The organism is Mycobacterium kiyosense (assembly GCA_021654635.1).
GTDB lineage: Bacteria > Actinomycetota > Actinomycetes > Mycobacteriales > Mycobacteriaceae > Mycobacterium > Mycobacterium kiyosense.
Genome location: AP025179.1, coordinates 133,753 through 148,080, shown reverse-complemented (window position 1 = coordinate 148,080; position 14,328 = coordinate 133,753). Strand labels below are relative to the sequence as shown.

At 64.4% G+C, this 14,328-nt stretch carries 12 protein-coding genes and 1 pseudogene; 2 read left to right on the top strand and 11 right to left on the bottom strand.

Features of this window, described 5'->3' with window-relative positions:
- Positions 1 to 22 precede the first annotated feature (22 nt).
- From L6444_RS00715 to L6444_RS00665, 11 genes and pseudogenes are all read right to left on the bottom strand, one after another.
- Positions 23 to 458, bottom strand: a pseudogene (locus L6444_RS00715) (hypothetical protein).
- 146 nt (positions 459 to 604) lie between these two features.
- Positions 605 to 1,180, bottom strand: coding sequence for a YfgM family protein (locus tag L6444_RS00710; protein WP_370653134.1), 576 nt, complete (start codon positions 1,178 to 1,180; stop codon positions 605 to 607).
- 2 nt (positions 1,181 to 1,182) lie between these two features.
- A complete protein-coding gene (locus L6444_RS00705) occupies positions 1,183 to 2,613 on the bottom strand; it encodes an MCE family protein (RefSeq protein WP_236979558.1) in 1,431 nt (476 codons plus the stop codon).
- Position 2,614: 1 nt separating this feature from the next.
- Positions 2,615 to 3,766, bottom strand: a complete 1,152-nt coding sequence (locus tag L6444_RS00700) for a virulence factor Mce family protein (protein WP_236984542.1) — start codon at positions 3,764 to 3,766, stop codon at positions 2,615 to 2,617.
- A 2-nt stretch (positions 3,767 to 3,768) separates the two neighbouring features.
- A complete protein-coding gene (locus tag L6444_RS00695) occupies positions 3,769 to 5,091 on the bottom strand; it encodes an MCE family protein (RefSeq protein WP_236979557.1) in 1,323 nt (440 codons plus the stop codon).
- A complete protein-coding gene (locus L6444_RS00690) occupies positions 5,088 to 6,386 on the bottom strand; it encodes an MCE family protein (protein ID WP_370653057.1) in 1,299 nt (432 codons plus the stop codon). Before L6444_RS00690 ends, L6444_RS00695 begins: the two co-directional genes overlap by 4 nt.
- 2 nt (positions 6,387 to 6,388) lie before the next feature.
- Positions 6,389 to 7,420 (bottom strand): virulence factor Mce family protein, encoded by a 1,032-nt coding sequence (locus tag L6444_RS00685; RefSeq protein ID WP_236979555.1) that lies wholly within the window; start codon positions 7,418 to 7,420, stop codon positions 6,389 to 6,391.
- A gap of 34 nt (positions 7,421 to 7,454) precedes the next feature.
- Complete coding sequence (locus L6444_RS00680; protein ID WP_236979548.1) at positions 7,455 to 8,816, bottom strand: MCE family protein; 1,362 nt, start codon at positions 8,814 to 8,816, stop codon at positions 7,455 to 7,457.
- A gap of 4 nt (positions 8,817 to 8,820) precedes the next feature.
- Positions 8,821 to 9,687 (bottom strand): ABC transporter permease, encoded by an 867-nt coding sequence (locus L6444_RS00675; protein ID WP_236979546.1) that lies wholly within the window; start codon positions 9,685 to 9,687, stop codon positions 8,821 to 8,823.
- A gap of 13 nt (positions 9,688 to 9,700) precedes the next feature.
- Entirely contained in the window at positions 9,701 to 10,474 is a 774-nt protein-coding gene (locus tag L6444_RS00670) for an MlaE family ABC transporter permease (RefSeq protein WP_236979544.1), read from the bottom strand.
- A gap of 166 nt (positions 10,475 to 10,640) precedes the next feature.
- Positions 10,641 to 12,134 carry an aldehyde dehydrogenase family protein gene (locus tag L6444_RS00665; RefSeq protein WP_236984540.1) on the bottom strand — a complete coding sequence of 498 codons (1,494 nt, stop codon included), beginning with the start codon at positions 12,132 to 12,134 and terminating at the stop codon, positions 10,641 to 10,643.
- 292 nt (positions 12,135 to 12,426) lie between these two features.
- Between L6444_RS00665 and L6444_RS00660 the strand changes: the two genes are divergently transcribed.
- Together L6444_RS00660 and L6444_RS00655 are read left to right on the top strand one after the other, a co-directional pair.
- Positions 12,427 to 13,359 (top strand): amidohydrolase family protein, encoded by a 933-nt coding sequence (locus L6444_RS00660; protein WP_236979542.1) that lies wholly within the window; start codon positions 12,427 to 12,429, stop codon positions 13,357 to 13,359.
- A 96-nt stretch (positions 13,360 to 13,455) separates the two neighbouring features.
- Complete coding sequence (locus L6444_RS00655; RefSeq protein WP_236979540.1) at positions 13,456 to 14,226, top strand: alpha/beta fold hydrolase; 771 nt, start codon at positions 13,456 to 13,458, stop codon at positions 14,224 to 14,226.
- Positions 14,227 to 14,328 lie beyond the last annotated feature (102 nt).

Genomic DNA, 14,328 nt, shown 5'->3' with positions numbered 1-14,328 from the left:
ATCCTTCGAGGGGCTGTCAGCGTCACAGCGGGTCGAAATGCGATATGAGCCAATGGTTGTCGTCCTTGTCGAGGATTACCCGGACACGGGAGGCCGAGGTGGCGGGCGTGTTGTCACCCACGGTGACGGTCTGGTTGACGAATACCAGCACGACGGCGTGCGTTGCCGTGGCCGACACCGGAGCGGCGGCGGGAACAGTCGCCGTGGCAGCGATCTGCTTCTGCTGAGCGCCGGGGATGACCACCGCACGGGTCAGCGAGGTGTACGCATCGAGGAACTGGCCCGTCAACCGGCTGCGGGCGGCGTCGAGGTCCTTTTTGCACCGTCTCTGGGCGATACGACAGGATCGCGACCGTCCCGTCGGTGGCCGCACGGACCGCTTCGGATTGGGCGGCTTGGTCTTGCACCGTAACGCCGGTCTGCCATTTCAGGTATCCCGCGCCGACAGCCAGCAGCATCGTCAGCGCGGGTAGTACCGCGTAGGTCACCGTCGTCTTCCACCCAGGCCGGCGCCGCCTTCGCCGCCGCGCCCGATCTTCAGGCTGGGCCGTTTCGACATCGACGGTTTCGTCGTCGGCCTCGGGCTCAACAGATTTCACCAGTGTCATGGCACAAACTCCACCCTCGAGATTTTGAACTGGTCGCCGATCCGCTGGATCGAGATGCGCATCCGCCACGCACGGGGAACCGGTTCAGTCCCGTTGGCATCGGACGTCTTGACCGACGCGGCGACGATCACTTTGGCCGCCTCCGCCGTCTGGGACTCCATCGCGGCTTCGGTCACCGTGCCCACCGACGACGACTTGGCCTGCTTCACCACTTCGATGAACGGCGCCGACCGTTGTGCGAACTCGTCCTGGAACTCCCCGGTCGAGTTGTCCATGATGCGGCGCACGTCGGCGTCGACGTGTTGCCAGTCGATGGTGGTGAGATTCAGTGCCGCCTGCCGGGCGGTCTGTAGATACCGGGCGCGTGCCTGCTGCGCGTGCCGAGCCTGCCAGTTCTGCCATCCCAGCCAGCCGACCAGCAAGGACAAGGCCACAACGGCGACCACTCCGAAAGCCACCGGGTGCCGTCGTCGTCGAAACGGTCTACCGCTGAACGCCGGTGGCTCAACGTCATTCGTGTCTTCCTCGGCGACGTAGTCGTCGAGTGCACTGTCCTCGGCGTCCGCGGTCAGCGTCATGATCCCGGCGGAAGCAGCATCGTTTGCCATGTCTTGTCCTTCGGCGCGGTTTGGGCGAGGTCGGATTGTTGATACAGATTTCCGTCGGGACCGACATAGGCGCCGGTTGCGGGGTCGTAGTAGGCGACGGCGATGGGCGGCGGTGTCGGCTGGCCCGGCCGCAGCTCGGGCACGCCCTGCCCGCTGTAGGTGGCGTTCGGATCGCCCTTCCAGTTGAATCCGTCGTTGAGCGGCACGTATTGCCGGTCACTTTCGCATTCTCTGACCGTCGCCGCGCGCTTGCCCGGCACCGTCTCGCACGGGGTGTTGCGGGCACCGCGCACGCCCAACGGGGAGTCCTGCGGCACACGGCAATACAGATCTCCGGGGACGCGATCCGGGTAGTCGGTGAGGGCCGCGCTCCGGCGCTGCTGCGCCGGCAGGTATCCGGTGGTGCACGGAGGCGGCAAATTGAGGTTGAGGTTGAAACTCAGGTAAGCACCCTGGTACGCCTGTTTGGTGTTGACATTCGCGGCCAGCGAGCCCTGCTCGATGGACACCAGTTGCGGCAGCAGCACCAGGATCTGCTCGAGATCGTTGTGGTAGGCCAGTCCAACTTTGCCGACGCTGAGCAGGTTGGCCATCAGGATCGGGATGGTGGGCTGGAGCCGGTCGACTAGCTGGCGCGCCTCGGCCAATGCCGGTGCGGTCCGGTCGATTACGACGGCTACATCGCTGTCATGGGTCTGCAGCTCGCGCGTCACGGTGGCCAGGTGCGCGGCCCAGTCCTGGATTGCTCCCGAGCTTTGGGTCTGCGAGTCCAGCACGGGTTTGGCGTTGTCGAGCAGCGCGAGAAGAGGATCCAGATTCTCGCGGGCCTCGATGGACAGGTCGGTGCCACCTTGGACGATCTTGGTCAGCTCGGGCCCGAGTCCTCCGACGGCGGCGTAGGACTCGTCGACGACGGTGCGCAAGTTGGCCCGAGGCACTGCTTGCAGTCCGGTCTTGAGGCTGTCGAGCAGAGTGTTGATATCGCGCGGCACCGAGGTGTCCTGCAGTGCGATCACGTCGCCGTCCCGCAGTGGTCGCGCAGAACTGCTGCGCGGCAACAACTCCACGTACTGTTCGCCAATCGCCGACTGGCTGTGCACTTCGGCCCGCAAGTCACTGGGTATGTCGATTCCGGACCGCAACGACAGCGACGCGACCACCCCGGAATCGGTGAGGTGCACTGACTCCACCCGCCCCACTTCCATTCCCCGGTAGGTGACGTTGCTACTGGCGTACAGCCCCCCGGTGACCGGTAGTTGCATGGTGATCTTGTAGTGCCCGATGCCGAACAGTTTGGCCGGTAGCTTCATGTAATGCACGGTCATCAGCGCCAGCGCGACGAGCGCTACCACTGTGAAGATGGCCAGCTGAATCCGTGCTTGTCGATTCAAGTGCACGTCATCGCCCCTGGTCCACGTGATAGGGCGCGGTGAGCGGATTGCTGACGTTGCCCGGACCGCCTGCCATGCACGGACTGGGGAACTGCCCGATGGTGCGGCCCCACTGCAACTCCAGCCAGGTCAGGTGGCACTCCCACCGCGTACCGGTGAACAGGCCGGCGTCGAGGCGGCTGAGGGTCAGGTCGATCACCGCGGTCAGGTTCGCGTAGTCGCCGCGCTGCCACTTTGCGATGTCGGCGTTGGGAAACGGGTAAGTGGGAATCAGGCCAAGCGATTTGGTCAAACTCGGTCCCGCATTGGCCAATGCCTCCAGTACCGGACCGAGTTGCTGCAGTTCTGCGACGAGATTCTGCTTGCTCTCATTGACGGTCAGGGTGGTCAGGGCGCTGAACTTGCCGAGTTGGCCGGCGGCTTCGACCAAGTTGCCGCGTTGGTCGTTGAGTACGGCCAACGCGTCGGGAATGGTGGCGACCGCTCGGTCGAGCACCGGTTGCTGTTCGGCGAAGGTTCCGACCAGATTGTTGAGACTGTCGGTGGCCGCAATGATGTCGGCGCTCTGCTGGTTGAGGTTCGTGGCGAAGGTGTTCGATTGCTGCACAAGGTTGCGTAGATCACCCTGACGCCCGCGAAAGGCCGTGCTGAGCGCTTCGGTGATGTCGCCCACCTGGCCCACCCCGCCGCCATTCAACACCAGTGACAGCGCGGCGAGCGTCTGTTCGGGAGTCGGGTAGGCGCCGGCACGCGACAACGGGATCACCGAGCCCGCGTGCAGCCGTCCTTGGGACGGCTGGTCGGTGGGTGGGGCCAGTTCGAGGTGCAGGGAACCGAAGATGGTGGTCATGCCGATCTTCACCGTCGCGTTGGCCGGTAGCACTACGTCACCGTTGAGCCGCATGGTGACCAGCGCGTGTTCGCCCTGTAGTTCGATCCTCGAAACGTGACCCACCGTCACGTCGCCCACCCGGACTCGCGAATTCGGTTGGACGTTACTCACATCGGGCATTTGCGCTTGCACGTCGTAGGCCCCGGGGCCGTTGCCCTCGGTGCCGGGCAGCGGCAACGAGTTCACGCCGCGCCAGCCACAGCCCGATGTCATGGCGATCGCCGCGACGCTCAGGATCCCGGCCGCGATACGTTGCCACGGAGGCATTTTCATGAGCCTCCTCGTGGGGGAGCCATCAAACCGGCCAGGCCGGCGGCAGGATCGGTGAAGGTCGGCGGGGCGGGGGGCGCCTCGGCCGGCAAGCCGGCGGTTGCGGGCGCGTGCGAATTCGACGGAGGCGAAATCGGTTCTGGTGAAACGAAATCCGGTCGCATCCAGTCCTCGCTGTAGGTCACCTCGTTAGGCCGCGCCTGCGCTCCGACCAGTAGGTCCTCACCCAGGGGCGGGAAGTTGTACTGCCGGTTCTTCACGATGGGCGCCAGATATTGCACACACAGCTTCGAGGCCTGTTCGGCCCCCAGCCGGGAGGCCGCCTGGATTGCGCCGCAGAGGAACTGGATCGGATTCGCGAAGTTGTTGATCATCAGTTCACCGGTGAGCGATCCGTTGGCAGGTTCGTAGATGTTGTTGAAATCGGCCATCACGGTGGGGATGCTGTGCAGCGTCTGCTTGAGATCTTCGAGGCTGGCCGTTACGGCGTTGGAGATCGACGTAAGCCTTTCTGTGGCAACGCCGATCGGTTCCCGGTTTTCTGCGACGAAGCTCTGTACATCGTCTACCACCGCGGCCAGATCATGCACAGCCTGTCCTACTGCGGTCGGGTCATCGGCCAACGCGCCCAATACCTGTGCCAGGTTGACATTGAGCTGGCGCAGCAGATGCCCGCTGTCCTGAAGTGCGGTGACCAGCGTCGAGAGATTCTTGATGCTGCCGAAGATGTCCTTGCTGTGATCGCCCAGCGCGGACACCGTCTGCGACAACTTGATGACCGTCTCCCGGATGGCGGGTCCCTGACCGCGCAGGTTGTCGGCCGCGGTGTTGATCAACGCACCGAGCGTGCTGACTCCCCCGGGCTCGGTGGGTTGCAGCATGTCGGTCAAGCGCTCCAACTGCGAGCGAATGGCGTCCCACTCCACCGGTACCGCGGTGCGGTCCTGGGGGATGACCGTCGTACTGCGCATCACCGGCCCGCCTGCGTAGGGCGGGGTGAGCTGGATGGCGCGGCCGGTCACCAGCTGCGGAGACAAGATCACCGCGTGGGCGTCGGCCGGGACCTTGTACTTACGGTCGAACCAGAAGGTGATCTTGGTGCGCAGTGGTTCTGGTTCGATCTTGTCCACCTTCCCGACCGGGACCCCTCGAATGCGGACGTCGTCACCGACGAACAGGCCGGTGCTGTTGTCGAAGTATCCGACCACGATCGTCTTCGCGGTGTGGTCGCCGATGTCGATCACCAGCACCACCCCGGCGATCAACAGACCGACCAGTACCGTCACCAACATGGGCCGCGCGCCGCGGATTCGTTCTGTCACGGTTGGGCTCCGGTAGGTGCAGCGGCTTGGGTCGGGGCCGGGCCGGGCGGCCCCGGAGGCGGCCCGCCCGGCGGCGGCGCCGGCAGCGGCTCGACGTAGGGGTAACACCCGGTGGGGCCGGGCAATGCCAATCCGGGCGGCCCGCAGCCCTGATCGCCGGGGTTGCCGGTGATGGCGTCGGGCAGGGTGCGGCGCGGCTCACCTCCCTGGCCGGTGCGCGGGTAGGGCACCGGCAGGGGCGGTGTGGCAGGCTGACCGGTCTGTGGATCGCTCTGCCGAGATGGCGCCAACGTCGCTGGGTCCAGTCCCAGATCGGAGAATGCGGCGTCGACGAAGGGCTGGACGAATTGGCCGGGCAGCAAGTTCACGACGTAGGCCTTGAAGAACGGCCCCGAGGAGATCGTTTCACCCAGCGACATGGAGTAGGTACTCAGCCCCTTGATCGCTTCCTTGATTCGATCCTTGCGATTGTCGACGATGGTCAGGACACCGTTGAGCTTGTCCAGCGCTGGTTTTAACTGCTGGCGGTTCTCGGCGATGAACGCCTTCAATTGCGTTGCCAGCGTGGAGATGTGGCCGGCCAGCTGATCCAGCGCGGCGCTTTGCGTACGCAACTGGGCGAGCAGCGCATTGGTGTCGCGGACAAGGCTGACAATCCGGTCCGTTCGTCTGGCCAGCACACCGGTGGCTTTGGCGGCGTTCTCCAGCAGGTTGCGTAGTTGCTTGTCGCGGTTGTTCAGGGTTCCGGCGAACCGCGCGACACCCTGTACGGCCTCCCGCAGCTGCGGTGGTGTGTCGGAGAACGTCTGGGCCAGGGTGGCCAGCGAGTCGGACAACTGGTTGGTATTCAGGCCGCTGATCGTGGTGGCGAGGTCGCCGAGCGCCTCGGGCAACTGGTACGGCGAGGTCGTCCTTTGCATGGGAATCGGCTCGGTGAGCTCGCCGTCGCCGCGTGGTGTGACATCGAGTTCCTTGGTGCCCAGCAGTCCCTTGGTCCGAATCGCAGCCTCGCTTCGGTCACCCATGTGGATGTCTTTGGGTACATCGAAGCCGACGAGAACACCGTTGTCCCGCAGCGTGATCGAGGAGACCTTCCCTACCGGAAAGCCTGAGATCTGCACGATCGCGCCTTCGAACAATCCTCCTGCGTCAACGAAATACGCCGCGTAGTCGTTGCTCTGCTTGACTACCGGCAGCATCTGGTTGCCCAACGCGGCGGCGGTGATCGCAACGACCACTAGCATGCCGAGGGCGCCGAGCACCAACGGGTTTCGTTGCGAGAAAGGCTTTTTCATCCTCATCTTGGTGTGCACCGCCCGCTGCTCTGTCCCGCGACCTTGACGTAGACCGGTTGGCCGCCTTTGCCGTTCAGCTTGAGCACGACGTCGCAGAAGTAGAAGCTGAAATAGTCGCCGTAGATACCTTGGCGGTTGAGCATCCGGTAGCTGTCCGGCAGCGTGTTGAGTATTTGATCGAAATACTCGTGGTCGCGCAGCACATTAGCTGCGACGCGGTCGGTTTCGCGTAGCACCTGTCGGGTCGGCGGCCGGATCTGGTGCAGCAGTTCGGCAACCGATCCGGTGGCTGCGTTGGTGTAGGCGACGGCGTTGACGATGTCCGACTTGCGTTCCGCGAGGGCATGGACGAGGTCCGCCAGGTTGGTCACGGCCCGGTCCAGTTGTCCACTTTGCCGGCCCAGCGAACCAAGGACCGCGTTGAGGTTGTTGACCACCTGGCCGATCAACACGTCTCGATCGGCCAGGGTGTTGGTGACCGCGGCGGCTTCACTGAGGAAGGAGCCGATAGCGGGGCCCTGGCCTTGAAAGGCCTGCAGCAGTTGGCCGCTGAGGTCGTTGATCTGCTGCGGACTCAGCGCGCGGAAGAGTGGCCGGAAACCACCGGTCACCGAATCGAGGTCCAGCGCCGGCTGAGTGCGGTCCAGGGGGATCGTTTGGCCGGGCCGGAGCACTTTCGGGTTGCCTGAGCCTGGCACCAGCGCCAGGTAGCGTCCGCCGATGAGGTCGTCATAACGGACTTCGGCGCGAGTGCCCTCCGTCAGCGTCGCGGCCCGGTCGGCACTGAACTCGACGCGAACTGTGGCGTCGCGATTGACGGCGATCGCCTTGACCTTGCCGACCTCGACGCCGGCCACCCGGACCATGTCGCCGGCCCGCAGCCCGGACACATTGGTGAACTGGGCTGTGTACGTTTGCGCGCGTGCGCCGAACCGGAGCTGCGCGAACACCACCACCGTCGCGGCCAGGGCCAGTGCACAGACCATCATGAAAATCCCCAGGCGCCAGACGGTTCCGGTGAGATTCTTGGTCACGGGCGTCCTCCTGTGTCGCGCGAGACGTGTGGCATCACGACGCACCGCCCGATCCGGGGGCCGCGGCGGCATCCGCGGGCGGAACTCCGGGCCACAACGGAACGCCTCCGGGCCCGTACAGCGCAGCCCCGTAGGGCGGGGCTCCCGGATAGGGTTCGGGCCCCGGCGCCGGTCCTGGGAGACACTGACGGATGCTCGGCGGCTCCGGTATGCCCCGGGTGACGGGAAAGTAATTGGCCCAGCAGGGTCGTCCGATGCCCGGATTCGGGCGGATGTCGAGCCCGGTGCCCCACCCGGTATTGGTGATCAATTGGCGCACCGGGAAGTTCTTGGTTGCGTCGGGCAGGGATCCGCATCCTGGCCTTCCGCCGGGTCCGCCCTTGGCGGCGACGGTCGGCAAGTTGTCGGGATACATGTACGGGTCGTTGCCCAGCAGCAGAGCGACGTCGACGACGAAGCTTCGCCCGTTCCCACCGAAAATGCCCTTGCCGTTGTCGATGACCCATTGCGCGCCCTGCAGTGTGCACGCGTAGCTGGGGCTGTACATCTCGAGCAGTCGCGTGGTCGGCTCGAGGCTGTCGATCACGCCGATCAGGTTGTCCTTACTGGTGGCCAACAGGGTGGTGCCGTCCTTCGTGAAGCCAATGGTGTTGAGCAGCAACCGGTCCAGGTCCGCTTTGTGGTCCACCACGGTGGTGCTGGTGGTGGCAGCCGCATCGAGGATGGAGACGATGTTCTTCGCCGCAGCGGTGTAGGTGTCGCTGCCGGCCTGCAAGGCCCTGAGGTCGGCCCGGAACAGGTCCTTTCGGGCATTGAGCGCGGTGAGCACCTCGGTGAGGTCCGTGGTGGCCCGGCCGATCCGTTCACCTCTGCCGCGCACCGCGTCGGCCACGGCGGTCAGAACTGCGTTGAGCTTGACCGGGTCCACCATTTTGAGCAGTTCGACGACGTTCTCGAAAACGGTGTTGACTTCCGTCGTGACGTTGGTGGACCGCAGCACAGCGCCGCCCCGCAACCGTTGTGCGCTGGGGTGTTCCGGATAGACGAGCTCGACGAATTTGGCGCCGAATACGGTGGTGACCGCGATCTTGGCCTCGACATTCGCTGGGATGTAACGGATCTGATCCGAGTCGATATCCAGCTTTATCCGAGCACCACCCTGCCCACCCCCGCTGATCTGGCTGACCCGGCCAACCTCGACGCCACGCAGTTTCACCTTCGCGCCCGTCTCCAGCACCAATCCCGAGCGGTCAGAAGCGAGGGTCACCGGCACCACCGAGCGGAACGTGCCGCGAAATGCTGCCGCAGTCGACAAGGCCAGGACCGCGACCAGGAGCAGCAGGAACAACGGCCACCAACGGGTGGGGATGCGTTGCTCTCTGTGCAGGGGGTTCATGCCGTCATCCCGCCAGATGGAAGTTGCCAGACTGCCCGTACACGGCAAGGGTGACGGCCACCAACACAATGGCGCCGACGACCATCGAGGCACGTACCGCGCGACCGACGGCCTCCCCCACCCCGGCGGGACCGCCCCCGGCGGTGTAGCCGTAGTAGGTGCACACCAGCATCACGACGACGATCATCAGGATGGTCTGCAGGAAGGACCACACCAGGTCGGTGGTGTTGAGGAACGTGTTGAAGTAATGGTCGTACACGCCCACCGCCTGTCCGTAGATGGCCGTGGTGCCGAACCGCGCGGCCAGGAAGCCCGTCATCAGCGCCACGGCATACAGCGGGATCACCACGACGGTTCCGGCGACCACCCGAGTTGCGGCCAGATATGTGACACTGCGGATTCCGATGACCTCCAGCGCGTCGATTTCCTCGTTGATCTTCATGGCACCCATCTGGGCGGTGGCACCGGCGCCGACGGTGGCGGTCAGCGTCACCTGGGCCGTACCGGGCACGATCAGCCGGGGGATGAAGAAGGCCGAGGCGAAACCGGTGAAGGCCTCGACTCCCACCGATTGGAACTGCGTGTAGCCCTGCGCGGCCACCACCGCACCGGTGGTCATCGTCATGAATCCGACGATGACGACCGTCCCACCGACTGCCGCGAGAGCCCCTGACCCCAAACCCATTTGGGCAATCAAACGCAACAACTCCGGCCGATAGTGCAGAACCGCGTCCGGGATGCGGGCGAGTGTGAGGACGTAGAAGCGAGTTTGGTCACCGACGCGGTCCCACTCACCGACGAGTTTGTCCGCCGCCCGCGCCACGCGCGGAAATCGTGCCGCTGGGCTTGGTCCGGTCGACGAATGTGTCATGTCTCGTCCTGCCTCATCGCAACGTGAATTGGACGCCGACCGCAGTGACGATGATGTTGATGGTGAACAGCACCATGAAGGAGAACACCACGGTTTCGTTGACCGCATTACCGACGCCGGCCGGGCCGCCACCGACTGAAATTCCCTTGTAGCAAGCGATCAGGCCCGAGCCGAGGCCGAACAGAAATGCCTTGACGACGGAGACCACTACGTCGCCGAGTCCGGTCACCACCGTCATGCCCGCGACGAAGACGCCGGCTGACACGTGTAGCGCGAACACGCAGAACAGGAACGAGGCCACCATTCCGACGAGCACCACAAGTCCCATCAGCGCCACGGACACCGTCGTCGCGGCCAGCACCCGCGGAATCACCAGGGACTGAATGGGGTCGATACCCATGACCCGCTGCGCATCGAGTTCTTCCCGGATGGTGCGGGCGCCGAGGTCGGCACACATCGCGGTGGCGCTGGCGCCGGCAGTCACCAATACCGTTACCAGCGGTCCGATCTGATTCACGTTGAAGAATGCCGCACCGGCTCCGGAGAAGTCGGCGGCACCGAACTCGCTCAGCAAGATGTTGAAGATGAAGGTGTTGATCAGTGCGTAGGGAATGATCATCAGGACGGCCGGCAACACCGATACTCGCGCCACGAACCACGACTGAAAAAGGTATTCTCGCCACGCCAGTGGCGAGGTGAACAGTTCCACGAAGACATCCAGCGTCATGCCGAAGAATCCGCCCAGTGCGCGGACCGGCTTGGCGACCGGAGCGACGCTCAACAGCATGACCCGGCTTCCGTCTGGAACCCGTTGTCGCCGTTGGCGTGAAGCTCGCCGATGGCAGAACGACAAAGCGCGGATGCCACGTTTGCTCCCTCAGTCTCAGGTCACTCGGTCGGGTGAACGGTGGCGCGGCAGTGATAGCCGACGGCGACGTGTCATTGCGGTCTGCTTACTTCCGAAGCGGCTCGGACAGCAATGCGTCGAAAATGTGGCGTTCGACTTTCTGCGTGAGATCTAGGTGCACGTGCTTGGTTTCGGTGTATTCATCCAGCGACTGCTCACCGAGTTCGCGACCCAGTCCGCTCTGCTTGTAACCCCCGAACGGTAGTGCGGGATCTATCTGATGCCAGTTGTTGATCCAGATCGTTCCTGCGCGAAGGCGTCCGGCGATCTCGACGGCACGCTCGTAGTCGGTGCTCCACACTCCGGCGCTCAACCCGTACTGGGAGTCGTTGGCCTGGCGGATCGCGTCGTCTTCGTCGGTGTAGCGCAACACGCACAGCACCGGACCGAAGATCTCTTCGCGAGCTATCTCCATGTCGTTGCGCACTTCGCTGACGATGGTGGGTTCGATCCAGTAGCCTTTGCGGAAGCGGTCCCCGTCGGGGACACCGCCTCCTAGAACAACTTTCGCACCGTCACGTCGCGCGCTGTCGAGGAATCCGAGCACCCGGTCGCGCTGCCTGGCCGAAATGACCGGTCCCACATCGGTGTCGAAGTCGGTCGTGTCGCCCAGCTTCAACGACGAGGCCCGGTCGACCAGCCGGTCCACCACGAGGTCGTACATGTCGTCCGGTACCAGCAGCCGCGTCCCAGACTCACAGATCTGGCCGGAATAAAGCATGCAGCCGAACAATGCACCGTCGATCGCGACATCCAGATCGGCGTCTTCCAACAAGATTTGGGCGCCCTTGCCACCCAGTTCGAGGGAGACTTTCTTGACCGTTCCCGCGGCGAGTCGCATGATCTCGCGGCCGACAGCGGTGGACCCGGTGAACGCCACCTTGTCGACATCGGGGTGCTCGGCCAGCCGGGCACCGACCGTCGGCCCGGGACCTGTGACCAGATTGAGTACGCCGTCGGGAACACCGCATTCCTGTGCGATCTCGCAAAGGCGCAGCAATGTCAGCGGCGTCTTCTCATCCGGTTTGACTACCACCGAGTTGCCGGCGGCAAGCGCGGGTCCGATCTTCCAGATACCGAGCAGCAGAGGGAAGTTCCACGGCACGATTGCGGCGCAGACGCCGAGTGGTTCGCGGCGTATCACGTTCGTCGACAAAGTCGGGTAGGCCTGGGTCGGCACCTGGCGTTCCCACTGATAGTTAGCGGCCAGCTCGGCGAAGTACAGCAGGTGGGACGCGGCGTAGCCGATGTGGAAGCCGGTCGCCTGCCGTACGGTTGCGCCGTTGGCGTGGATTTCCAATGCGACGAGGTCGTCGAGTTCCTCGCCGAGCCGATCTGCGATCTTCGCCAGCACGGCCGAGCGGTCGGTCGGCGACATACGCGACCAGGAGCCCGACTCGAAGGCCTCGCGTGCCGCTTGTACGGCCGCATCCACATGCTCGGGAGTCCCACGGGCGATTGTCGCGGCGACTTCCTCGGTCGCAGGGTCGCAGATGTCGTCGACATCGTCGGAGTCGACGTGTTTTCCGTTGATGAACATTGCGTAGTGCCTGACGTCGGCTGCCACGGTCACTCCTTCGACTCGGTCAGGTCGAGTCAAGCGTGTCGGTGCAGGTGCTGACTATCACCCGATAGAGATGTTCGGGTAGACCCATCGGGGGGTGGTGGCCTCGCGGCGTCGCGCCGCGGGATCGCCCCCTGCCGTCCATGACGCCCGCGCTACGTTGGTTCCTATCGCAGCGGGAACGGCGAAGGAGCTCAACGAATGCGAATCATCACCGTCGAGGAACACTTCGAGCATCCCGAGGTGAGCCGCCGGGTGCTGGAGCTGGGTGGCCCGCCCAGCGGTCTTCCCCCTGGAGGAGCTCGCCGCGTTCGGTTCTCTATTCAACGACGACCGCGACGCCGCTACCCGTCTGGGTGGGCATCGGTTGGCGCATATGGATGCCGTGGGCATCGATGTACAGGTCGTCTCGCACGGCAACGGCAGTCCCAGCACTTTGGCCGCGCCCGAGTCGGTTGATCTGTGCCGCGAGGTGAACGATGACCTGGCACAACAAATTTCCGAACACCCCGACCGGTTCCGTGGCTTCGCCACCCTGCCACTCTACGACCCCGCCGCAGCAGCCGAGGAACTACGCCGCTGCGTCGGCGACCTCGGGTTCGTCGGAACGTTGATCGCCGGAACATTCGAGGGACTCTTCCTCGACGACGCGCGCTTCGATCCGATCCTCGCGGCGGCCGAGGCACTGGACCTGCCGATCTACGTCCACCCCGGGCTGCCGCACCCGCAGGTATCGCGGCCCTACTACTTCGGCGACTGGACCGCCGCCACCGGGGTGATGTTCTCCGGGCCCGCGTTCGGGTGGCACGCCGAAGCCGGCATCCACGTCGTGCGACTCATTCTGTCCGGCGCATTAGACCGTCATCCGGGCTTGAAGCTGCTCAGTGGCCACTGGGGGGAGGTGATGGCATTTTGGCTCGAGCGGCTCGACGAGACCTTCGCACTGGTGCGCCCGGGCCATGACCGCAACGTCAGCGATTACTACCGAGAGCAGATCTGGGTCACCCCGTCGGGAATGTTCAGTCAGCATCAGCTTGACCATGTGGTCGCCGCACTGGGCGCCGAGCGGATCGTCTACTCCGAGGACTTCCCCTACGTCAAGCGTGACAATGTCACCGAATTCCTGGTGGAGTCCCGGCTTTCCGAGCAGCAACAGCACGACATCGCGCACCGCAACGTCGAAGCGTTGTTGCGGCTCTGACGGAAGGAGTTTCTTATGAGCTTTCGGAACGGCACCGTGCAATCAGCCGACGGAACGATGGTCGAACACCGCATAGTCGGTGACGGCGGTCCACCGGTGGTTCTGGTGCACGGCGGAATTCAGGCCGCGCAGAGTTTTCAGCGGCTCGCCGAGATGCTGAGCTCCCGCTTCACCGTGTACGTGCCGGACCGGCGCGGTCGAAGGCCGGACGTGCCGGCGGGCGCAGACTACGGGCTGGCACGCGAAGGTGAGGATCTGGAAGCGTTGTTGCGGGCGGTCGGAGCCCGCCGGGTATTCGGCTTGAGTTCGGGTGCAATCATCGCGCTCTACACGGCCATTCAGTACGGCGAGGTGGACAAGCTCGCGCTGTACGAGCCGCCATTGACCATCGATGGTGCCGAGCCTGCGGCCTGGCTGCCGAAATTCGAAGCGGCTTTGACTGATTCGGGCCCGGCGGCGGCGGTAGTCGCCGTGCTGAAAGGGACCGGCGACCGTTCACCGGTGCAGCGGCTGCCGACCTGGTTGCTCACCGGCGTGTTGCGGATTGCGCTCGCCGTCGATGCGAGAACCTCAGGGCCGGCAGATATTTCCCTTCGCGACCTGATACCCACGATGCGCTTGGATGGAATCGCGACGTTGCAGTCGGTGGAATTGGTGAACCCCCGAATCGAGGAATTGCGCGCGCAGGTGCTGCTGCTGGGCGGGGAGAAGAGCGCCATCGCGCTCCATCGCGGACTCGACGCGTTGATGCGGCGGCTGCCCGAGGCCAGGCGCGTCGAGCTCAAGGGGATCGGTCACATCGCGGCCGACAATCGCGGAAAACCCCGGCAGGTCGCGGAGCTGCTCGAAGAATTCTGGGCTGATTGATACGAGCGCCGAACTGGGGAGCTAGTCATCCCTTTCGGGAGATAGCTTCACGGCAACCTCCGCGATGAACTGAGTATCGACTTGCCGACTCGGAGTGAGGTG

What these genes read in the sequence shown, in the direction of transcription:
- L6444_RS00700 (WP_236984542.1), bottom strand. Translation starts at nt 3,766, where the DNA reads ATGCCTCCGTGGCAACGTATCGCGGCCGGGATCCTGAGCGTCGCGGCG.
- L6444_RS00690 (WP_370653057.1), bottom strand. Translation starts at nt 6,386, where the DNA reads ATGAAAAAGCCTTTCTCGCAACGAAACCCGTTGGTGCTCGGCGCCCTC.
- L6444_RS00680 (WP_236979548.1), bottom strand. Translation starts at nt 8,816, where the DNA reads ATGAACCCCCTGCACAGAGAGCAACGCATCCCCACCCGTTGGTGGCCG.
- L6444_RS00675 (WP_236979546.1), bottom strand. Translation starts at nt 9,687, where the DNA reads ATGACACATTCGTCGACCGGACCAAGCCCAGCGGCACGATTTCCGCGC.
- L6444_RS00670 (WP_236979544.1), bottom strand. Translation starts at nt 10,474, where the DNA reads ATGCTGTTGAGCGTCGCTCCGGTCGCCAAGCCGGTCCGCGCACTGGGC.
- L6444_RS00665 (WP_236984540.1), bottom strand. Translation starts at nt 12,134, where the DNA reads ATGTTCATCAACGGAAAACACGTCGACTCCGACGATGTCGACGACATC.